9 protein-coding genes, 2 tRNA genes and 3 rRNA genes are annotated in these 24,371 nt (G+C 38.6%); 5 read left to right on the forward strand and 9 right to left on the reverse strand.

Annotation, left to right across the window (positions count from 1 at the left end):
• The first annotated feature begins 310 nt into the window (after positions 1-310).
• The 3 genes from YQ22_RS04585 to YQ22_RS04595 all read left to right on the forward strand — a co-directional run bounded on the left by YQ22_RS04585 (position 311) and on the right by YQ22_RS04595 (position 7,755).
• A complete protein-coding gene (locus YQ22_RS04585; protein ID WP_071340233.1) occupies positions 311-1,450 on the forward strand; it encodes an acyl-CoA dehydrogenase in 1,140 nt (379 codons plus the stop codon).
• Between the two features lie 320 nt (positions 1,451-1,770).
• Positions 1,771-6,279, forward strand: coding sequence for a glutamate synthase large subunit (gene gltB / locus YQ22_RS04590; protein ID WP_071340234.1), 4,509 nt, complete (start codon positions 1,771-1,773; stop codon positions 6,277-6,279).
• 9 nt (positions 6,280-6,288) lie between these two features.
• Positions 6,289-7,755: a glutamate synthase subunit beta gene (locus YQ22_RS04595; protein ID WP_071340235.1), complete on the forward strand. Its 1,467-nt coding sequence runs from the start codon at positions 6,289-6,291 to the stop codon at positions 7,753-7,755.
• Positions 7,756-8,105: 350 nt separating this feature from the next.
• Here YQ22_RS04595 and rrf read toward each other — a convergent pair.
• The 6 genes from rrf to YQ22_RS04625 form a co-directional block, all read right to left on the reverse strand.
• A 5S ribosomal RNA gene (gene rrf, locus YQ22_RS04600) occupies positions 8,106-8,217 on the reverse strand.
• Positions 8,218-8,385: 168 nt separating this feature from the next.
• Positions 8,386-11,216 (reverse strand): 23S ribosomal RNA (locus YQ22_RS04605).
• Positions 11,217-11,415: 199 nt separating this feature from the next.
• Positions 11,416-11,489 (reverse strand) — tRNA-Ala (locus YQ22_RS04610).
• Positions 11,490-11,604: 115 nt separating this feature from the next.
• A tRNA-Ile gene (locus YQ22_RS04615) sits at positions 11,605-11,678 on the reverse strand.
• A gap of 190 nt (positions 11,679-11,868) precedes the next feature.
• Positions 11,869-13,399, reverse strand: a 16S ribosomal RNA gene (locus tag YQ22_RS04620).
• Together the 16S, 23S and 5S rRNA genes with 2 tRNA genes alongside form the textbook arrangement of a ribosomal RNA operon.
• Positions 13,400-13,991: 592 nt before the next feature.
• Positions 13,992-15,983, reverse strand: a complete 1,992-nt coding sequence (locus tag YQ22_RS04625) for a putative porin (protein ID WP_071340236.1) — start codon at positions 15,981-15,983, stop codon at positions 13,992-13,994.
• Between the two features lie 168 nt (positions 15,984-16,151).
• Between YQ22_RS04625 and YQ22_RS04630 the strand changes: the two genes are divergently transcribed.
• Entirely contained in the window at positions 16,152-20,426 is a 4,275-nt protein-coding gene (locus YQ22_RS04630; RefSeq protein WP_156894530.1) for a thrombospondin type 3 repeat-containing protein, read from the forward strand.
• A complete protein-coding gene (locus YQ22_RS04635; protein WP_071340238.1) occupies positions 20,423-21,148 on the forward strand; it encodes a hypothetical protein in 726 nt (241 codons plus the stop codon). Before YQ22_RS04630 ends, YQ22_RS04635 begins: the two co-directional genes overlap by 4 nt.
• 56 nt (positions 21,149-21,204) lie before the next feature.
• On the opposite strand, the gene YQ22_RS04640 is transcribed toward YQ22_RS04635, so the two are convergent.
• From YQ22_RS04640 to YQ22_RS04650, 3 genes are all read right to left on the reverse strand, one after another.
• Positions 21,205-21,906 (reverse strand): hypothetical protein, encoded by a 702-nt coding sequence (locus YQ22_RS04640; RefSeq protein ID WP_071340239.1) that lies wholly within the window; start codon positions 21,904-21,906, stop codon positions 21,205-21,207.
• 132 nt (positions 21,907-22,038) lie between these two features.
• Complete coding sequence (locus tag YQ22_RS04645) at positions 22,039-23,415, reverse strand: aryl-sulfate sulfotransferase (RefSeq protein ID WP_071340240.1); 1,377 nt, start codon at positions 23,413-23,415, stop codon at positions 22,039-22,041.
• A 152-nt stretch (positions 23,416-23,567) separates the two neighbouring features.
• Complete coding sequence (locus tag YQ22_RS04650) at positions 23,568-24,368, reverse strand: hypothetical protein (protein ID WP_071340241.1); 801 nt, start codon at positions 24,366-24,368, stop codon at positions 23,568-23,570.
• Positions 24,369-24,371 lie beyond the last annotated feature (3 nt).

Below are 24,371 nucleotides of genomic sequence, written 5' to 3' on the forward strand. Positions count from 1 at the left end.
TAAGGTGTCAAATATAGGTTCTAAATACAAAAAAATAAATCATCCAAATATATTCAAAATAGTCTGTGAATTCCTAATGATTTCACAATAATACCGAAGATATCTGACATCCAAATACTTAAATCAAACTATTATCAAATAAAACGCATGTACGGCATCACTATTTTAACGCTTAACAAAATGTTAAATATCATCTTTCAATTTTAGCCTAGCAATTTGGCATTAAAAAATCAAACATTACACATCTCTAAAGTTTAATATTTAACTTCTATATCTTTATCTTTGAGAAGATAACTTTTATACATATTAGATGGATTTTTCATTAAATGAAGAACAAAAACTTATACAGCAAGCGGCACGAGATTTCGCACAAACTGAACTTTTAGCAGAGGTAATTGAAAGAGACGATGCTCAAAGATTTCCGAAAGAGGAAATTAAAAAATTAGGTGAACTTGGGTTTCTAGGTATGATGGTAGACCCTAAATATGGTGGTAGCGGACTGGACACCTTATCATATGTATTGGCAATGGAAGAAATTTCCAAAATAGACGCTTCTACCTCAGTAGTAATGTCAGTCAACAACTCATTGGTTTGCTGGGGACTTGAAAAATTTGGAACCGAAGAACAAAAAGAAAAATATCTTTCCAAATTATCCACAGGAGAACAAATAGGCGCTTTTTGTCTTTCCGAGCCTGAGGCCGGTAGCGATGCCACCTCACAAAAAACAACCGCAATTGACATGGGAGACCATTATATTGTTAATGGCACCAAAAACTGGATTACAAATGGCAGTACTGCCAGTACCTATTTAGTTATTGCACAAACCGATAAGGACAAAAAACACAGAGGTATAAATGCCTTGATCATAGAAAAAGGCACCCCTGGTTTTGAAATAGGACCCAAAGAAAACAAATTAGGCATTAGAGGTAGCGATACACATTCCTTAATATTTAACGATGTAAAGGTGTCCAAAGAAAATAGAATTGGAGAAGATGGTTTTGGCTTCAAATTCGCAATGAAAACCCTTGCAGGTGGCCGCATAGGAATTGCCGCCCAAGCGCTCGGTATTGCAGCTGGGGCATATGAACTAGCCTTAAAATACTCTAAAGAACGTAAAGCGTTTGGTACCGAGATAAGTAATCACCAAGCCATAGCGTTTAAACTAGCAGATATGCATACCGAAATTCAGGCAGCAAGATTATTGGTTTATCAATCCGCTTTAGATAAAGATAATGGAAAGGATTATGATTTGTCTGGTGCCATGGCAAAGCTATACGCTTCTAAAGTTGCCATGGAAACTACAGTTGAAGCTGTGCAAATTCACGGTGGCAACGGTTTTGTTAAAGATTACCATGTAGAGCGTTTAATGAGAGATGCTAAGATTACGCAGATTTACGAAGGAACTTCTGAAATACAAAAAATTGTAATTTCCAGAAGTATTCTAAAATAAAAAACAACATTTTTAAACATCACCCCCTTTTTATATAGGGGTGATGTTTCACAAATAAGACAATCACTTTGTTACCCTCTCAATAAAGTTAGATGTAATTGTTAGAAAGTTGCACAAACCCTCACTTAACCCCTTCTTCACCTCTGTATTTTCATATTATTAACTTAAATTTATCAATATGATAAATTGAAGGTTTTAAAAATATGTAATTATAGATTTTTTAAGCTTTTATTTGTTTCGTTGAATTTAATATTTGAATTTATTCTAATCGTTGAATATAATTCAATTAAATTGATATTTTTGAAGAAATACCACAAATTATGACACTGAAGAAGCAAGGATTATATTTACCGGAATTTGAACATGATAACTGTGGGGCTGGTTTTATATGCAGCCTTAAAGGAAAAAAATCCAACGACATTATACATAAAGCGTTGGAAATACTTGAACGTTTAGAGCATAGAGGTGCTGTTAGTGCCGACGGTAAAACAGGAGATGGAGCAGGAATATTAGTTGATATTCCTCATGATTTTTTTCAGGCTGTATGTAGTTTTGATCTGCCAGAAGCGGGTGAATATGCAGTTGGTAATATTTTCTTCCCTAGAAAAGAAAATCAACGTAATTTCTGTATTTCAGTTTTTGAAGAAAATATAAAAAAACAGGGGTTAAAATTATTAGGATGGAGAGATGTTCCCGTTAATAGATCAATACCTGGTAGAATAGCTGCTGAAACAGAACCTTTTGTAAAACAAATTTTTGTTGCAAAAGAAAGTAACGAGCAAGATTATTTTGATTTCAACTTAAAGCTTTTCATTGCCAGAAAGATTACTGAGCATACGATAATCAATTCAAAATTATCTGAGAATAAATTCTTTTATGTTCCCAGTCTATCCACTAAGATAATTATATTCAAAGGACTTTTAATGCCTTTAGATATAAGCCTATACTACTCAGATTTAATGGATTCAAGAGTAGTAACTAGATTAGCCTTGGTACACCAGCGTTTTTCCACAAACACTTTCCCTACCTGGGATTTGGCACAACCGTTTAGATATATGTGCCACAATGGTGAAATAAACACCTTAAGAGGTAACGTTACCCGTATGTATTCAAGAGAAGAACTATTACAAAGTGATATGTTCGGAGATGAAATCAAAAACATACTTCCAATAATTCTACCAGGAAAATCTGACTCCGCTACTATGGATATGGTGGTTGAGCTATTATTGATGACCGGTAGATCTTTACCTGAAGTCATGATGATTCTAGTACCTGAGGCTTGGGAGAAAAACCCTGAGATGTCAGAAGCTAAAAGGGCATTTTACGAATATCATTCTTGTATGATGGAACCTTGGGACGGTCCAGCATCAATACCATTTACAGACGGTAACTACATTGGTGCCGTTTTGGATAGAAATGGACTAAGACCTTCTAGATATACGGTAACTAAAGATGATTACGTAGTAATGTCTTCTGAAACCGGTGTTGTAGATATCACTCCTGAAAATGTAGATTTTCATGGAAGGTTACAACCGGGTAAAATGTTCTTGGTAAACATGGAAGAGGGAAGAATTGTGAATGATGAAGAAATTAAAGAAAACATCGCACAAAAATACCCTTATAAAAAATGGCTGGATGATAATTTGGTACATTTAAAAGATATTCCATATAATGATTGTCCCTTATTTATTGGAGAAGAAACGCTTGAAAAAAGAAAATCTGTATTTGGCTATACCATAGAAGACATCAACACCATTATCTTACCAATGGCAAAGTCTGGCAAAGAACCTATAGGCTCCATGGGATCAGATACTCCAATAGCCGTTTTATCTCAACGTCCTCAATTAATTTACAATTATTTCAAGCAGCTTTTCGCTCAAGTTACCAACCCTCCGTTAGATGGTATACGTGAAGAGTTGATTACCGATATTAGTTTAACATTAGGTAGCGATCATAACATATTTGAATTTTCAGAATATCACTGTAGAAAACTAAAAATTCAGAATCCAGTTATATCTAAAGAAGATTTAGATAAAATTAAAAATTACGACGTCAGTCCAGATTATAAAGTGGTTTCAATACCCATTCTATATTCTATACAAAAAGGGCACAACGGACTAGAAGATGCTTTACAATCAGTATTGGACCAAGCTTCTGCGGCAGTAGATGATGGTGCTAATATTATTATCCTATCAGATAGAAATGTCAATGACGAAATGGCGCCCATACCCGCCCTATTGGCTTGTTCTTTTGTAAATAGTGGATTACAAAAATTGGGTAAACGCTCTAAGCTTAGTGTTATCATTGAATCTGCAGAGCCTCGTGAAGTACATCATTTTGCATTATTATTCGGTTTTGGTGCAAGTGCCATAAATCCCTACTTGGTTAATGAAATTATTGCCGAGCAGATAGAAGAGCATGACATTACGGAATTCTCATTTGATGAAGCAATTAAAAATTACAATAAAGCGATTGGCAAGGGAATTTTAAAGGTGATGAACAAGATTGGTATATCTACCCTTAACTCTTACCGTGGTTCTCAACTATTTGAATGTATAGGAATCAACACTAAGGTAGTTGAAAAGTATTTCCCAAATACACCTACACGTATTCAAGGTATAGGGCTTTATCAAATTGAAAAAGAAATTGCCCTTCGTCATCACAAGAGCTTTAGCAAAAAGCAAATTGATGCCAATTTAGATTTAGAAATTGGTGGTGAATATAGGTGGAGAAGAGATGGAGAAAAGCATATGTTCAATCCACTATCCATTGCCAAACTTCAAAAATCAGTACGTAATAACGAACCTGATACGTATAAGGAGTACTCTAAAATGGTTAATGAGCAATCAAAAAACTTAATGACCATTAGAGGTCTTTTTGAATTCTCTAACTATGACCCTATTCCAATAGAAGAAGTTGAGCCTTGGACAGAAATTGTCAAAAGGTTCAAAACCGGGGCAATGTCTTACGGATCTATCAGCAAAGAGGCACACGAAAACCTTGCGATTGCAATGAACCGTATTGGTGGAAAAAGTAATTCTGGAGAAGGTGGTGAAGATCAAAATAGATTTTACAAAAATGCAACAGGTGATTGGAGAAACAGTGCTATTAAGCAAGTGGCTTCCGGTAGATTTGGAGTTACCTCAAATTACTTGACGAATGCCAAAGAAATTCAAATTAAAATGGCACAAGGGGCCAAGCCAGGTGAAGGTGGTCAATTACCCGGACCTAAAGTAAATCCTGAAATTGCCAAAACAAGAAACTCAACACCTTATGTTGGTCTAATTTCACCACCGCCACATCATGACATCTACTCTATTGAAGATTTATCACAACTTATATATGATTTAAAATCAGCAAATAGAAAAGCAAGAATAAATGTAAAGCTTGTTTCAGAAGTAGGTGTAGGTACTGTTGCAGCAGGTGTTTCAAAAGCTAAAGCAGATGTAGTTTTGGTTTCCGGTTTTGACGGAGGTACCGGAGCATCTCCCTTAACTTCATTAAAGCATGCAGGTTTACCATGGGAACTTGGTATAGCCGAAGCCCAACAAACCCTTGTATTAAACGATTTAAGAAATAGAATTGTTCTTGAATGTGACGGACAATTAAAAACTGGTAGAGATGTTGCCGTAGCTTGTCTTTTAGGTGCTGAAGAATTTGGTTTTGCCACTGCACCTTTAGTAGCCTCAGGATGTATAATGATGAGAGTTTGTCATTTAAACACTTGTCCAGTTGGTATTGCAACCCAAAACCCTGAATTAAGAAAGAAATTTAAAGGTAAGCCAGAACATGTGGTTAACTACATGTATTTTGTTGCACAAGAATTGCGTGAAATAATGGCGCAATTAGGCTTCAAGACTATTAACGAAATGGTAGGCCAGGTACAGAAACTAGATCGTAAAAAAGCAATTGACCATTATAAAGCAGCTGGTATCGATTTAACACCGATACTTCACCAAGTTGATGTACCAAAAGGAACTAAATTCTATAATACTGAAAAGCAAAAACACGATATAGATAAATCTATAGAGTTTGATATTATTGCAAAAGCGAATCCATCATTATTTAGAAAAGAAAAATTAACGTTAGACTATCCTATTTGCAATACGGATCGTGCGGTAGGCGCCATAATAAGTAACGAAATATCTAAAACTTATGGCGCAGAAGGGCTTCCTATTAATACATTACGCTTGAACTTTACTGGATCAGCAGGTCAAAGCTTCGGGGCATTTGCCACAAGAGGTCTAACAATGGTCGTTAATGGTAATACTAATGATTACCTAGGTAAAGGACTTTCTGGTGCTAAACTAGTCATAAAAGTACCTGAAAAGTCTACAATTGTACCAGAAGATAACGTAATTACCGGTAATGTAACACTGTATGGTGCTACCGCCGGTAGAGCATATATTAATGGAAAAGCAGGTGAGCGTTTCTGTGTTCGTAATTCAGGTGCAAAAGCAGTTGTTGAAGGTATAGGAGATCATGGTTGTGAATATATGACAGGTGGTGTTGCTGTCATTCTTGGTGAAGTTGGAAGAAATTTTGGAGCAGGAATGAGTGGTGGTATTGCATATGTCTTAGATAACAATAAAACTTTTAAACAACGTTGTAGTCTAGAAGGTTTAAACCTGTTAGAAGTTACAGAAGCACCAGACATTAAGCAGCTTAAAGATTTAATCGAAAGCCATTATAATTCGACCTCAAGTCCTTTAGCTCAGCGTATTCTTGAAAATTGGGAATCATACCTACCAAAATTCGTTAAGGTATTACCTGAAGAATACAGACAAGCTCTAATTAGATTAGAAAAAGAAAATTTACAAACTATTTAAGATCGGAACATGGGAAAGACAACAGGATTTTTGGAATTCGACAGAAAAATTGAAGCATACGAACCGGTTGAGGAACGTTTAAAAAATTACAAGGAATTTACAGTACCGTTACCAGAAAACGAATTAAAAAATCAAGGTGCGCGTTGTATGGATTGTGGCATACCTTTTTGCCATAGTGGTTGCCCATTGGGTAATTTAATTCCAGATTTTAATGATGCGGTATACCGTGGTAAATGGGAAAAAGCAAGTTCAATATTACATTCAACAAATAATTTTCCAGAATTTACCGGTAGATTGTGCCCGGCACCATGCGAAGAGGCATGTGTTTTGGGTATTAATGAAGATCCGGTAAGTATTGAAAATATTGAAAAAAATATTGTAGAAACTGCCTTTGAGAAAGGTTGGATATCTGCTAAACCGCCACTTACCAGAACCGGCAAAAAAGTAGCTATCGTTGGATCGGGACCTGCAGGTCTAGCCACGGCACAGCAACTTAATAGAGCAGGCCATAATGTAACTGTTTTTGAACGAGATGAAAAACCAGGAGGTCTTTTGCGTTACGGAATTCCTGATTTTAAGATGGAAAAGAACGTCATAGATCGTCGCTTAGAAATTCTGAAAGCTGAAGGTATAAACTTCAATTGCGGTGTACATATTGGAGTAGATATAAAAGCTGATGAATTAAAACAAAATTTTGATGCTATAGTTTTAACCGGTGGAGCTACTATCAGAAGAAATTTACCAATTGAAGGGTCTGACTTAAAAGGGGTTGTTCAAGCCATGGATTTTCTTGGACAGAACAACAGAAGAGTAGATGGTATCAAAGAACTTGGAGAAGAAATAAAAGCAACCAATAAAAATGTAATTGTTATTGGTGGTGGTGATACTGGATCAGATTGTATTGGAACATCTTTTAGACATGGAGCAATTTCAGTATCAAATTTCGAGATCATGCCAATGGCCACTACAGAAAGACCCGAAGGTCAGCCTTGGCCGTTTTGGCCTATGCGTTTAAGAACTAGTTCTTCTCACAAAGAAGGAGCTGAGCGTTTCTTTAGTATATCCACCAAAAAATTTATTGGTGATCAAGATGGTAACCTTACAGGCTTAATAACTTCTGAAGTAGAATGGATTAAAACTCCAGGTCAACGACCACAGTTAAAAGAAGTTGAAGGTACTGAGAAGGAATGGAAATGTGATTTGGCTTTATTAGCTTTAGGTTTTACCGGTTCTGAAAATACCGTTGCGAATCAATTAGGTTTAGAAATGGATGCAAAAACCAATATAAAAGCCTCTGAAAATGATTATAAAACAAATGTTCCTGGTGTTTTTGCAGCTGGTGACCAAAGAAGAGGACAATCTCTTATTGTCTGGGCCATTTCAGAAGGTAGACAAGCTGCACATCATGTAGATAAATATTTAATGGGAGAAACTGCTTTACCATTAAAAGGTGAAGGTGATTTACCTAGGGTATAATTATTAACTACCTATAAACTACAAATCCGCAACTGTTAAGGTTGCGGATTTTTTTTATCTATTTGGCTATACTTCACTTATCAATATCCAAATTCATGAACTATTAGCTCATAATATCAATAATAGATTTTTTTCTGTACTCATTATTAGGCTCATTACATCTTTTAAACTTAAATGAAACCGCAGAACTAGCCCTTAGGCATTCAAAGAGAACACGTATAACTACTTACTTATAATTGCACTAGAAGTATAACAGTCCGTATGAAGATAGGGTAATACTTATATCACCCCGGTCACTTTCACTTTAGGGTATAAAAAAAGCCCCTTACATTACTGTAAGGGGCTTTCGAAAAAGGCGGCTACCTACTCTCCCACTTGGTATAGCAGTACCATCGGCGCAAACGGTCTTAACTTCCCTGTTCGGAATGGTAAGGGGTGGGCCCCGTCGCCATGGCCACCTAAGTTTTGGATCGGACATTGCCGACCGCGGCCTTCGCCGCAATATCGTTGACATGAATGGAACAGGATTCCTATAAAGGAAAGAAACATGTATATCGTCAAATATGTTTCAGAATCGAAAGAAAGAAGTAAAGATCGTCGTGCGCCCCTCCACAAGGAAGGGACGTACGTATGCGCAAGCCTGACGGGCAATTAGTACTACTCGGCTACGGACATTACTGCCCTTCCACCTATAGCCTATCAACGTGGTCATCTCCCACGGCCCTTTAAAGAAATCTCATCTTGTGGCCGGTTTCGCGCTTATATGCTTTCAGCGCTTATCCGATCCCGACATAGCTACCCAGCGATGCTCCTGGCGGAACAACTGGCGCACCAGCGGTCGGTCCAACTCGGTCCTCTCGTACTAGAGTCAGATCCACTCAAATTTCTAACGCCCGCAGTAGATAGAGACCGAACTGTCTCACGACGTTCTGAACCCAGCTCGCGTGCCACTTTAATGGGCGAACAGCCCAACCCTTGGGACCTTCTCCAGCCCCAGGATGTGACGAGCCGACATCGAGGTGCCAAACCCCCCCGTCGATATGAGCTCTTGGGGGAGATCAGCCTGTTATCCCCGGCGTACCTTTTATCCTTTGAGCGATGGCCCTTCCATGCGGAACCACCGGATCACTATGCTCTTGTTTCCAACCTGATCGACCTGTATGTCTCTCAGTCAAGCGCCCTTGTGCCATTGCACTCTACACACGATTGCCAACCGTATTGAGGGCACCTTTAGAAGCCTCCGTTACTCTTTTGGAGGCGACCACCCCAGTCAAACTACCCACCACGCACTGTTCTCTCAGAAGAGAGTTAGGCCCCGGACAAGCAAAGGCTGGTATTTCAACAATGACTCCACCACACCTGGCGATGCAGCTTCAAAGTCTCCCAGCTATCCTACACATTGCTTGACCAAGGTCAATACGAAGCTATAGTAAAGGTGCACGGGGTCTTTTCGTCCCACTGCGGGTAACCGGCATCTTCACCGATACTACAATTTCACCGAGCTCATGGCCGAGACAGTGTCCAGATCGTTGCACCATTCGTGCAGGTCGGAACTTACCCGACAAGGAATTTCGCTACCTTAGGACCGTTATAGTTACGGCCGCCGTTTACTGGGGCTTCAATTCAATGCTTCTCCCCGAAGGAATGACATCTCCTCTTAACCTTCCAGCACCGGGCAGGTGTCAGGCCCTATACGTCATCTTTCGATTTTGCAGAGCCCTGTGTTTTTGATAAACAGTCGCCTGGACCTCTTCACTGCGGCCCCCCATAAGGGGGCGACCCTTCTCCCGAAGTTACGGGTCTATTTTGCCTAGTTCCTTAGCCATGAATCTCTCGAGCGCCTTAGAATACTCATCCCAACCACCTGTGTCGGTTTACGGTACGGGCTGCTTCACTCGCTTTTCTTGGAAGTCGATATGCTGGATTATCACCTTGGCCGTGGCCTCGGTGTACTATCGGGGTATTACTACTCCCTTCAACGTACAATTCCGTCTGTACGCACCAACTTCTCGCCTCCGTCACTTTTAGCGTGAGCAGGTACAGAAATATTAATCTGTTGTCCATCCACTATCCCCTTCGGGTTCGCGTTAGGTCCCGACTGACCCCCAGCTGATTAGCATAGCTGGGGAAACCTTGGTCTTTCGGCGTGCGGGTTTCTCGCCCGCATTATCGTTACTTATGCCTACATTTTCGTTTGTAACCGCTCCAGCATCCCTCGCAGGTACGCCTTCGACGCAGTTACAATGCTCCCCTACCCCTTGTATAAATACAAAGTCACGGCTTCGGTGATATGCTTATGCCCGATTATTATCCATGCGGAACCGCTCGACCAGTGAGCTGTTACGCACTCTTTAAATGAATGGCTGCTTCCAAGCCAACATCCTGGCTGTCAATGCAGTTCCACCGCGTTATATCAACTTAGCATATACTTTGGGACCTTAGCCGGTGATCTGGGTTCTTTCCCTCTCGGACATGGACCTTAGCACCCATGCCCTCACTGCGCAGAAACATTTTATAGCATTCGGAGTTTGTCAGGAATTGGTAGGCGGTGAAGCCCCCGCATCCAATCAGTAGCTCTACCTCTATAAAACTATCTACACGCTGCACCTAAATGCATTTCGGGGAGTACGAGCTATTTCCGAGCTTGATTGGCCTTTCACCCCTACCCACAGGTCATCCCAAGACTTTTCAACGTCAACGGGTTCGGTCCTCCACTATGTGTTACCACAGCTTCAACCTGCCCATGGGTAGATCGCACGGTTTCGCGTCTACTACTACTGACTATGGCGCCCTATTAAGACTCGCTTTCGCTACGGCTCCGTTCCTGAAGAACTTAACCTTGCCAGTAAAAGTAACTCGTAGGCTCATTATGCAAAAGGCACGCCGTCACCCATATGGGCTCCGACCGCTTGTAAGCGTATGGTTTCAGGATCTATTTCACTCCGTTATTCACGGTTCTTTTCACCTTTCCCTCACGGTACTGGTTCACTATCGGTCTCTCAGGAGTATTTAGTCTTGGCGGATGGTCCCGCCGGATTCATACAGGGTTTCACGTGCCCCGCACTACTCAGGATACCACTATCTAAATGCTCTTTGCCTATACGGGACTATCACCCTCTATGGCCGCTATTTCCAAAGCGTTCTAGTTCATTACATCTCGAATGTCGTGGTCCTACAACCCCGCACATGCCGGAACATGTACGGTTTGGACTAATCCGATTTCGCTCGCCGCTACTATCGGAATCACTTTTGTTTTCTCCTCCTCCGGGTACTTAGATGTTTCAGTTCCCCGGGTTTGCCTCCTTGCGGATGTTATACCTTCAATATAACGGGTTGCCCCATTCGGATACCTGCGGATCATATCGTGTGTGCCGATCCCCGCAGCTTTTCGCAGCTTATCACGTCCTTCTTCGCCTCTGAGAGCCTAGGCATTCCCCATACGCCCTTTTCCAGCTTGTCGCCAGATCTTTAATCTATTCTATTCTTGATTCGTACTCTTTACTTAATAAAGATTCGTGTTTCTTTCTTTTTTAGTCGGTAAGACAAATATCTTACCTCCTGTTCCAATATGTCAATGAACGTTGAACAGTTGACAATTATCAGTGAACAATGAACAATTAAAAATTGCTTATTGCTAATTGAACATTGTCAATCGTAATGTGGAGAATATCGGAGTCGAACCGATGACCTCCTGCGTGCAAGGCAGGCGCTCTAGCCAGCTGAGCTAATCCCCCAATTCCATAAGTCGGCTGTTGCCAGTTTACAGTTGACAGGTAGCACAACTTCTAAAATTTCCTTCAATATTTCAATATATGAACGTAATGCCCGATGGGCACCCTTTCTTGTTTGTAGTCCCAGGCAGACTCGAACTGCCGACCTCTACATTATCAGTGTAGCGCTCTAACCAGCTGAGCTATGGGACTGTCCCTACTCTTCCTCTTCAGTATAAATACCTTCCCGGAAAAGCAATTACTTATATATCATGATTATGGAGATCTTTATTCTTATCCGAACACTTTATCTTAAAAAACAATCGTATTAAACCAAAAGACCGGGACCGTTATTCCGATTCTTCGTTTCGCCAGGGACCGTCCTTAAAAGGACAATCTCTAGAAAGGAGGTGTTCCAGCCGCACCTTCCGGTACGGCTACCTTGTTACGACTTAGCCCTAGTTACCGATCTTGCCCTAGGCCGCTCCTTACGGTGACGGACTTCAGGCACTCCCGGCTTCCATGGCTTGACGGGCGGTGTGTACAAGGCCCGGGAACGTATTCACCGGATCATGGCTGATATCCGATTACTAGCGATTCCAGCTTCACGGGGTCGAGTTGCAGACCCCGATCCGAACTGTGACAGGTTTTATAGATTCGCTCCGCCTTGCGACGTGGCTGCTCTCTGTACCTGCCATTGTAGCACGTGTGTGGCCCAGGACGTAAGGGCCGTGATGATTTGACGTCATCCCCACCTTCCTCACGGTTTGCACCGGCAGTCCCGTTAGAGTCCCCATCATGACATGCTGGCAACTAACGGTAGGGGTTGCGCTCGTTATAGGACTTAACCTGACACCTCACGGCACGAGCTGACGACAACCATGCAGCACCTTGCAAATTGCCCGAAGGAAAAGTCATCTCTGACCCTGTCAATATGCATTTAAGCCCTGGTAAGGTTCCTCGCGTATCATCGAATTAAACCACATGCTCCACCGCTTGTGCGGGCCCCCGTCAATTCCTTTGAGTTTCATTCTTGCGAACGTACTCCCCAGGTGGGATACTTATCACTTTCGCTTGGCCGCCCAGTACTCAAGGTACCGGACAGCTAGTATCCATCGTTTACGGCGTGGACTACCAGGGTATCTAATCCTGTTCGCTCCCCACGCTTTCGTCCATCAGCGTCAGTCGATAGTTAGTCACCTGCCTTCGCAATCGGTGTTCTATGTAATATCTATGCATTTCACCGCTACACTACATATTCCGGCAACTTCACTATAACTCAAGACCGACAGTATCAAAGGCAGTTCTACCGTTGAGCGGCAGACTTTCACCCCTGACTTATCGGCCCGCCTACGGACCCTTTAAACCCAATAATTCCGGATAACGCTCGGACCCTCCGTATTACCGCGGCTGCTGGCACGGAGTTAGCCGGTCCTTATTCTTACGGTACCGTCAGTAAGCTACACGTAGCTCTTTTTCTTCCCGTATAAAAGCAGTTTACTACCCATAGGGCATTCTTCCTGCACGCGGCATGGCTGGATCAGAGTCTCCTCCATTGTCCAATATTCCTCACTGCTGCCTCCCGTAGGAGTCTGGTCCGTGTCTCAGTACCAGTGTGGGGGATCCCCCTCTCAGGGCCCCTACCCATCGTAGCCTTGGTAAGCCGTTACCTTACCAACAAGCTAATGGGACGCATGGCCATCTTGTACCGCCCGAAGGCTTTAACCGTATAACGATGCCGAAATACGGTACTACGGGGCATTAATCCAAGTTTCCCTGGGCTATTCCCCTGTACAAGGCAGGTTCCATACGCGGTGCGCACCCGTGCGCCGGTCGCCGGCGGAAAAGCAAGCTTTTCCCCGCTGCCCCTCGACTTGCATGTGTTAGGCCTGCCGCTAGCGTTCATCCTGAGCCAGGATCAAACTCTTCATCGTTGTTTTGTAAATATTCGTCCCAACGAAACCAAATCCATCCCGGCCCCGACTCTCGATTCAATATATCCAAATATGCACAAGGCATATTATATGGTATGTTTCTTAATTCGTGTTCCTCTCGAACAGGTCCTCACCCGTTCTCGATTCTTATAATCTCCACAATATTTCAATGAACTTCCATCCACTCCGCTCCAAAAATCTTACGACATTTTCGCTTCGTTTCCCTTAGGTGTTTCCCTAAGCGGCTGCAAATATACAACTGTTTTTTAACCTGGCAACTTATTTCGAAAAAAAATATTCTTTCTTTTTTTTCCCCAGACCAACCAACATATAAATGAACCTTTTCCGACTCCCGATTCAGAACTCGTCTTCCTCGCTAGCGGGGTGCAAATCTACAACCTATTTTCTAATCAACAAGACTTTTTGAAATAAAATAACCAAAGTTTTTGAACACATACATAACTGCATGATTATGAAACATTTGCACATAGAAGAAATCACAGTGGGATTAAGATTCTAAAAATCAATGCACTAGCAAATCAAAATATCATAATCATCTTATTGTCAATAACTTATAAATGACGTCAAAAAACTAAGAAAAGAAATTCCACACCAAACCGAAGCGTATAACGAAATCACGATAAGGATAATTTGGTGCAGCATAATAATCATATCCAGAAAACGAAGCGTTAAAATGTTCTGCCTTTAAATAAATTCTAGTCTGTTGTATTCTTGCATTAATAAAGAAATCTAACAAAGGGAACCCACCCAACTCTTCTTTATTTTGAACATAAAATTCACCCAGTACAGGATTATACCCATTCATATTATAAGCAGTAAAGTATTTAAAGGTTACACCCGTCTGTAAAAACATTGCTTTCTTAAAAACATCAGAAGAAAAATACAATGTGTTTCTAGTTACCAGTTGCGGAACATTGAGTACTTGAGAATCTTGAGTCACATTTTGATACATGACCGTATTATTCAATGCAAACATTCCAACCTTGAATTCTTTTTGATATTTCACTTTTAGATGAGATACCGTATTACCCTCTTGCAACGGTTTTGTAAATGCATTATCCAACCCATCGGCAATCACCTCTTCTGATACAGGGGCAAAATATGTATAGTTATCTAAATTACTATACTTCACCATTAAGTGTCCCCAAGTTTTGGACAACAACTCACCTTTTAAACTACTTGCTCTTTCCTTTTCAAAAACATTACTATTATCCCAGTTATAATTAAAATATTCACTTTGATACAATAAGTAGTTAAAATTGGGCAACCTAGAAGAATTGTGCAGGGCGAACCTCACCTTATTATTATCATTAATATTATAGGTTGCAGAGGCATTGAACACATTACCCGCCAACTCACCTGAAAGATTATATTTTAAATCCGCATTAAAATCAAAACCACCTATTCGTTTCTCATACTTTCCCACCAGTCCAAACTCAGTTCCGTTCAATCTATTGGGTATTACCGTTCCATCTGCTTCAATAAGCCTACTATTGAAATAATAATCGTAATTATATATATTAACACCGCCTGTTAGCCTACCTAGTGTCTTGTTGTAAAATTCTATATTAACCTCGTTATAAAACGTCTTCAAAATTGCCTTATCATCTATAGCACTTAAAATTGCATCACCAAATAATGTATCATTCGATGTTTCTATAAACTGATAATACTTGGTCTCATAATCAAAACTATGTCCTATAGATAATGCCGTTTTTTCAAACCGGGTAGAATCTAACTGTTTTCTCACCAATTTATATTGATGGTCTAAGTAATATCTTTTACCTAATATCTTATTTTCAGCATCATCTAACAAGACATCTACCCTCGGTCTATTTATAAAATCCTCATCACCAGATTCAAATTGCTCTTCTTTTTCTGCCAAGCCTCCATTTTCTTCAGACGAAATATTCTGTGCAGCTATGTGCGCTCTTAACGAATATCTACCGTTTTTAGATAAATAATTTGTTGTAGTTATAAAATTACCTGATTCTATTTGAGTATCATTATACTTACCAAGCGAACGAAAGCCTATATAACCTATAGAAAAATTTAATCTTCTTGAGGTATTGAAAGTCAAATTTGCGTCTAGTAATTGACCTTCTTCCAAAGTTGTTTTAAAAAACAACTCGGTCATTGGGGTGGCTACATTATAATAATTAATTTGTTCTTTCTCTAGGTATTTACGGTCTTTTGCTAGTGCCCCAAGATTTGGATAGCTCCCCACCCTTTCAAAATCTACCCCAAGTTCGTTATAGGCTTGCCCAATGTTGGAAAAAGACATTAACTCAAAGTCATCTTCACGCAAGTAGTTATACTTATACTCCTTTTGGATAGTCAAGGTTGTATCTAAAAAGGTAGTATCTCTTTCAAAAGAAATTATTTTATAATCTTCTATAGTTAAAGTTATAGAATCATTTTTAAGCTTGTCTTTTGGATTTATTGGCTTTGTTTTCTTTACCAATGAAAGCGAATCGCCTTTTTTCTGTGGTTTTCCAATTACATCTTGTCCTAAAACAATTGACGTTGTAAAACACAATAAAACTAAAATTATATATTTCATGAAGCAATGTTACCCTTGCAAAGTTAATTTTTTTGTTGCTAAGTAAATGTGAAAGTTTAAGGGAGTTTGTTACGTTAACTACAAAGGATAAACAAATAAATATTAAAATTTAACTGATCACTCTATTATTAAAAGAAATATTTTTCTGATTTTTATAAAAAAATGTTAATGAAAGTTCTACTTTTTAATATAATAGTACTTTTTGCTATTATAAATGTTAGTGCGCAATTCAATGAAAATGCGCCATGGATGAAAGATTTAAAAGCCAATCAGCAAACATCCAAATCTTCTTCCCCAACAAATTCATTGTACGAAATTTCGAATGCATTCAATAACTATTGGAGCGATAAGGATTATACAAAAAAGGGAAGCGGGTTTAAACCATATAAAAGGTGGGAGAATTATTGGACCCACTATATAGACAAAAATGGCAACCTTCCCACTTCCAAACAATTATGGGAGTCATGGAAACGCAAACATGAAAGTACCGGCAAAGCAGCGAACCCTATTGCCAGCTGGAATTCCATAGGTCCCTTTACACATGATACTTATTCTGGCGCATTAAATGGGCAAGGTAGAGTAAACGCAATTACCGTAGACCCTAACAATGAAAACATCTGGTACGTAGGTGCGCCCGCAGGCGGAATTTGGAAATCAATAGATGGTGGTTCTTCATGGGTGAATTTATTTGATGATTTTCCTCAAATAGGAGTCTCCGGTATTGCAATTGACCCAAACAATTCTCAAATCATCTATATTGCTACTGGTGATGATGATGCTGCTGATTCATATAGTGTTGGCGTTTTTAAATCTACTGATGGAGGGAATAGTTGGAATGAAACGGGACTAAACCCAAGTAATTCTAATATTAACTTATTAATGAGCGAAATTACCATAGACCCAACTAACTCGAATATTATTTGGGTAAGTACCAGTGCAGGTCTTCAAAAATCAACAGATGGAGGAGCAACTTGGTCCGTAAAAAGAAGCGGTAATATTCAAGATTTCAAATTAAAACCCAATGACCCCAACACCATATATGCAGTATCTTCAAATACTTTTTTCAAATCTACAGATGGTGGAGAGAATTTTGTAGAGATCACAAATGGCATTCCTTCAAGTTCAGGGAGACTTGCTATAGGAGTTAGTGGAGCAAACCCATCTGGAGTATATGTTTTACGAGCACTAACAGGAGGTAATAGCTTTGCCTTTGGTGGATTGTACAAATCACTGGACAGTGGAGAGTCTTTTACGAGGACAGCTAGCGAACAAGATATTTTTGAATCTAACCAAGCTTGGTTCGATCTTGCCATTGAGGTGTCACCATCAAATTTCAACGAAGTTTATACGGGTTGTCTAAATGTCTGGAAAAGCACCAATGGAGGCGATACTTTCATTAGAATCAATAGATGGAACGTTACCGATCAAGGATATACCCACGCAGATATACATACTATTAAAATTTTCAACAACAAACTCTATGTTGGTAGTGATGGGGGTATTTATATGTCTGAAAACGGAGGAAGTTCTTTTACCGATTACACCGCAGGCATCAGTATTAGTCAATTTTATAGAATTTCTGTAGCAAAAAATGATGCAGGCAAAATAACAGGAGGTCTACAGGACAATGCAGGTTTTATACGAAACCAAGAACAATGGCATGTTTTCACCGGTGGTGATGGAATGGATTATGAAATTGACCCTAATAATAGTAGTTTAGTTTATGGATTTGTCCAGTTTGGAGGAAGCCTATTCATCTCTTCAGATTCCGGGCAATCTGTTGGGGTAGTCGCTGCACCTACAGATACAAATGGCAACACCATACAAGGAAATTGGATTACTCCGTTGGCTGTTGCCTCAGATGGTTCTGTTTATGCCGGTTTTGATGCTTTATACAAATTAGAAAACAACCAATGGAGCAAAATATCATCTTCAATTGGCACAGGCAATATTGACGATCTTGAAGTTGACCCTAATAATCCTGAAACAATATTTGCCGCTGAAAGTAATATACTATATAGAAGTAGAAATGGCGGTGCCACTTTTAGCCTCATAAAAGTAATGGATTCGGAAATCTCAGATATGGCCATTAACTCAAATGATAGTAATATTATTTATCTTACTACATCTGACAGAGTGGGTATCGCCCAAAATGAACAACCTTCAGAAAGAGGAGTTTTTAAGGTCACTATTGGCGAATCAGAAACAATTTCAGAAAACATCACCTTCGATATTCCAACCGATCAAGCATTTTTCTCAATAGCTCACCAAGGCAGACATACCGAAAATCCAATTTACGTAGGTACAAGCTTAGGTGTTTACAGATTAGACGACACCCTTTCAGAATGGGAAGAATACTTTACCAATTTGCCAAGTGTTGCTATAAGTGATCTAGAAGTCAATTTAGATGGAGAAAAAATTATTGCTTCAACATACGGTAGAGGTGTTTGGGAATCTACAATACCAATTCAAATACCCGACAATGAAGTAAGATTAGTATCTATTACCCCAAACTCAAACGAAGTGCTTTGCGACTCCTTTACCCCAACGGCAACTGTAGAAAACCAAGGACTTAATACCATTACCCAAATTGAAATCACCTATACAATTAACAATAATCCAGAACAAACATTTACTTGGACAGGTAATCTATTAAGTAACGCTACTGAAACTATTGCTTTACCTATTGAAACCTCGACCAATTTTGGCAATTCCAACATATCCATAACAGCGACCATTCCTAATGACAGCTACAGCGACAACAATACACTTGAGAATAGATTTTTTCTTAATGTACCAGGGTCCGGTGGTGAAGTTAACACGTTTGAAACCGAAGAGGAATCTCTAATTACTTACAATGATGGTAATTCTGAAGTGGTTTGGCAGAGAGGAGTACCTGCAGGGTCAAAACTAAATACCGCCACGTCTGGAACAAATGTTTACGGCACCAATTTAAGTGGCGATCACCCCAATAGTACAAAAGCTATTTTATTGAGCAATTGCTATGACATGACCTCTATAATAGCCCCTGTCCTAAAATTTAATATGGCTTATGACCTAGAACTAAATTTTGACATAGTTTACGTTGAGTATTCCATTGACGGAGGTATCAACTGGGATATTTTAGGCAATATCGACAGTCAACCTAACTGGTATAATAGCAACAGAACAAATGCTTTATCAGAAGAAGCCGATGATTGTCAAAACTGTCCTGGAGCTCAATGGACCGGTGAAAATACAGAAATGACCGAATATGCCTATGATTTCAATTTAAACGCAGCCAATGGCGAAACCAACCTTACGGGTGAAAGTAACGTGGTTTTTAGAATTGTTTTTCAATCTGATCCAGCGGTCACCCAAGAAGGTGTGATTATAGACGATTTAGTTGTTGATGGCTTACCTGATGATGACGATGACGATGATGACGGAATTTTAGATAGTAATGATAATTGTCCTTTAATTGCAAACGCAGACCAACTAGATACCGATAATGATGGTATTGGTGACGTCTGTGACACCGATGACGACAACGATGGAATTTTAGATGTTGATGACAATTGCCCATTAATTGCAAACCCAGATCAAGAAGATGACGACTTTGACGGCATTGGTAATCCATGCGATAATGATAGTGATAATGATGGAGTACCTAATGATATTGACCAATGCAATGACACACCCAATGGAACAGTTGTAAATACTACTGGTTGTGAGGTTTTCTCTTTACCGAACACAAATTTTCAAATTCAAACTATAGGTAGCTCATGTAACGCTAGTAACAATGGTAGCATTGTGATAACCACTGCCAACAATACCTACACATATAATGCTGTACTAACCGGCACCGATACTTCAATAAGCGAAAGCTTTACTGATGAAAGTTCATTTTCCAACTTATCTGCCGGTAGTTATCAATTATGTGTAACCGTAGAAGGACAAACTGATTATGAAATTTGCTATGACCTAATTATTTCTGAACCTGAGTCGTTGTCGGTGTCAGCCAAAATCAACTCATTGAGTAATGAAGTTACACTTAGCTTAGCAGGTGGTGAATTATATACAATATTTTTAAATGAAAAGATGTACACTACTACAGCTAAAGAGATAACTTTACCCTTAGATACTAACAGCACAGAACTATTAGTAAAAACAGATCTAGATTGTCAAGGTGTTTATACTGAAAATATTCTTCTAAATGATGAATTCTTTATCTACCCAAACCCAATTGAAGGAGGTGATTTAACCATATATTTAGGTGCAAATTCTACAACAGAAGCTACTATTTCCCTTTATAAATTAAATGGGTCAAGTATATTTTCGAAAAAAATGAAACCTATCAATAACGAAATTAAAATAAGCGTTAACAATTTAGCCACAGGTGTATATATGTTAAATGTTACAAATGGCAATACGCTTTCTAATTATAAAATTATAAGAAAATGAGAATACTAAAATATATCACTTTCATGTTTTTGTTCGGATCACTTTTGCTTTCATGTGGTGGTGGCTCGGACAACGAAACGCCTATAGAACCTGTTGCACCGGTTGTAGTAGACCCAAGTGCGGCATCCCTTATATTTCCCGAAGACAATACAGAATGTAATGAAGGAGTCATAAATGCGAACGATGACACTAGAAGCACGGTAAATTTTCAATGGTCAGCCTCTGAAAATACCGATTCATACGAAGTTAAAATCAAAAATCTAGAATCGGGAAGTGTTACAACGGCAACATCTACAACAAACCAAGTTGATGTGTTGATCAATAGGGGAACACCGTATGAATGGTATGTAATTTCACTTGCCAGTGGAACAACTTCTACCGCAACCAGCGATACTTGGTCATTTTACAACCAAGGACAAGGTATTGAAAATTATGCTCCATTTCCGGCTGTTGCGATTACCCCACAAAGAGGTGCCACTATAACCGATACAAGTTCAACCGTTACACTTGAATGGTCTACATCTGATGTTGATGATGATATTGTTTCCTATGAGATATTATTTGATACTGTTAATGAGCCTACCACCTCATTAGGGAGTACCACGAACACTACGATAAACGCTTCTATTTCAACAGGCAATACTTACTATTGGAGAGTAATTACAAAAGACTCATTTGACAATACTTCAAACTCAGAATTATTTGAGTTTCGTGTGGAATAAATAGAAAAGCCAAAGGTGAACATCTTTGGCTTTTCTATTTAATTTTTGAAATGTTTTTATAAAGAATTAAAGTAATTCAGAAATGCTATTACATCTTGTTCTTTTCTAAGATTTAATTTCTTTTCTTTAACATATAACTTCATTTCATTTTTCTTACTCCCTGTAAAATCTAAAATATTATTTTTTGTTAAGCGTACTTTAACTGCGTGATTTTCAGAATCCTTATTTCTGTTGTCTAATATATAATAAGAACTATTCCATACATATGTTGGTGGAGAATATTTCTCATAAGAGGTACTAGGACTACGCGCCTGCTTTAATAAGGCTTCAGGTTTAAACAACAATTTTAAAGGTCCCTTATTCAACTCTGTGAAATAGCTAGTTTTAATAGATTTATCATTATCTACATAAGTATAAATACAATATAACTTGCCGTCTATCTCAACTTTAATATATGCTCTTTTAAGTAGTGAGTAATAAGAATCCTTAGATAAATTATCTAAAATTTCTACTTCATTTCTGTAGGCATTATACCTCATTTTACCTACTTCCTCGACTTTTTCGTTTACGATAACTTCACCGTGTACAAATTCTTCATTTAGATACGGACTTCCTTTCGCCTTACTAGGCTCTATTTCCGTACTGCTAGTAACAAAATTAACTATGCCTTCTTCAGGAACAGGAGAATAAGCATTTTGTCCATTTACGTTGTTGATCACAAAAGTGGCAATGAAAATTACCGTTAAAATTTTATTCATTTTATGCATTGATTTTGGGACAATTTAATTGTTTATTATGAATTGCCATGTTTAAAAACTGTTATTAAAAACTTAAAATATATAGTTTTATAACAAATTAATATAGGACCATTCTACTGCTAATTTTAAGGGTTAAGGCATATCACTGTTTAAAAAAGAAATAGCAGAACTATCAAGATTATAGTGATAAGATCTCCAATAGAAACCAGTACCCTCAAACTCCCAAACAACCTCTTTTTCATTAGTTACTTCAATAACACCCATAGAACCAGAAGTTATCAATGTATTGCCATTATCTAAACGAATGGCTCCTGAAACTCTAGCTGAATATAGATTATCTCTAGTGTATTGCCATACCGTTTCCGGTTCATTGTTTTCATTAGGATTTAAATTCAATTCCGTAGGTAATCTAAATTCATAAACTACAGATTGTTTAGTGTCCCCGTTTCCATTAGCATATACTAAAATATTACCAGCACCCGGTAAACCATCTTTTAAAATATTTGGAAAATGATTATTGTAAAACAAACGTTCACCACTCTCATTATTATAAGCACTAGGATTTCCAAAACGATAAACCAAATCGCCTCCTTTACCATAATTACCACCAAAATCAACTGTGGCTTCCTCTACTGTTGTGCTATGATCAATAACCCAAACCTCACTAAAATAGTTTACACTTAAATAAATTAAATCTTTATTACTGTCATAACTTAATCCGTTAGCATGCATTATATCTCCATCTGGTCCTGTTTCTTCTCTTAAAACATCTATAAAGTTGATATTGATTTTTTCAGGGTTATCTGCTACAATACCAAAATACGGTTTAGAACTATCTGTATCCTGAATGATATGGTCCCAAGAATCCCACTTCCAAACAACTTCATTTGTAGCTGGGTTTATTTCTATTATGGATTCCGTATACACTTTTTCCTCTTCACCAAGGTAACCTATGGCGTCAAGTTCATCGGGAAGTCTTAGATCCCACACTAAGGCCAATACATTTCCATTAGGCAACATTTCTACATCATGATGAATAATATGCTCTTCATTTGCCAAAACATACTCCCAATCAATTGAACTATCAGGGTTTATTAGCTGAATAATGCCCCCAAAACCTCCAAAGCTAAAATCTGGACTTTCTACACCTAATGAAGCTAATAATTTACCGTCTGACAATAATTCCACATCATTACCCAATCCAAATTCCAATTGCCATTCATGAATAATTTGAGCAGAATCTTTTGCCATTAAATACACCCGATCGTCAGTAGCTTCATTAAATAAAACATATCCTTCCTTGGACAAAGAATTATCATACAATAACACATTACCTGTTTCCCCTTCAAGAGGATAAACCGTTTGAACAGGATCATCTGATTCTGACTCCTCTTCTACAACTTCTTCTTCCATTTCTTCAATATTATTAACAGTTTCATCATCCGAAGAACATGCAATACTATTTAACAAAAAGCAACTTAATACACCGATAAATAATTTATGTTTCATAACAAGTTAAATTGGTTTTCTATTCTGTCGTTCTATTAGTCTAATCTTTATCATAAGGTAAAAAAAAATCAGGCTAAATTGCTTCAGCCTGATTTCAAAAATATTATAATGATGTATTTATATCATTATGGATTTAAACAAAAGTTCAAATCTTACTTACAATAATCTATTGTAAGTAAACCTGCATCTGCACTTTCATAACCTCCAGCAACTTCGCCACTTGGAGATATAATTTCAAATCCAATTTCACCATACTGGTCTCCTGGAAAGAACCACTCTGCAGATTCAGTACCTTCAGGTATCGTAATCGTTACTGTTCCTTCTGAACCATTATTAGGTGTACATTCGCCATCTCCTAAAAATGTTCCTGCAGCACTACCATAAGGAGAACAAAGTCCAACTTCCAATACAGTACCGTCATTTAAAGTAATGGTTAAACCTGAACCACCAGTAGTTGTATCTGTCTGCCAACCATCTCCATAAGAGTCGGTCATATTAATAGTCCATTCTCCTGCTGCAATAGGACATTCTCTATAAAATTCTAAATTTAAAGGTGAATTTTCTATGACAATATCATTTGATCCAGAAACGTCTACCAAATTTAGAATAAGATTTACTCTGCCTTCTTCTGGTAAAGCATCGAAATTACCTGTAATAGTAACCGTTGATCCGAAAGCTCCAGCTGGAATTGTTAGACCACTTATAGTATACTGGTCTGTAGTTGCTGTTGAAGATGGATCTACTTCAACGGAAATAGTTCTTTCACTATCCGTTTTGGTACTAACAAAAACATCTACATTAATTGATGCACCCTCAGTAGGAGTTGGCACTAAAATAGAACTTGCCGAAAACTTGGCCAATGTTTGACCATTTTCACTATCAAATACTATATTCTCTTCTTCACAAGAAACAAAAGCAAATAGTACCGCTATTATTAAAATATATTTTTTCATAAT

Origin of the sequence: Maribacter sp. 1_2014MBL_MicDiv, from assembly GCF_001865655.1 — a bacterium.
Lineage (GTDB): Bacteria > Bacteroidota > Bacteroidia > Flavobacteriales > Flavobacteriaceae > Maribacter > Maribacter dokdonensis.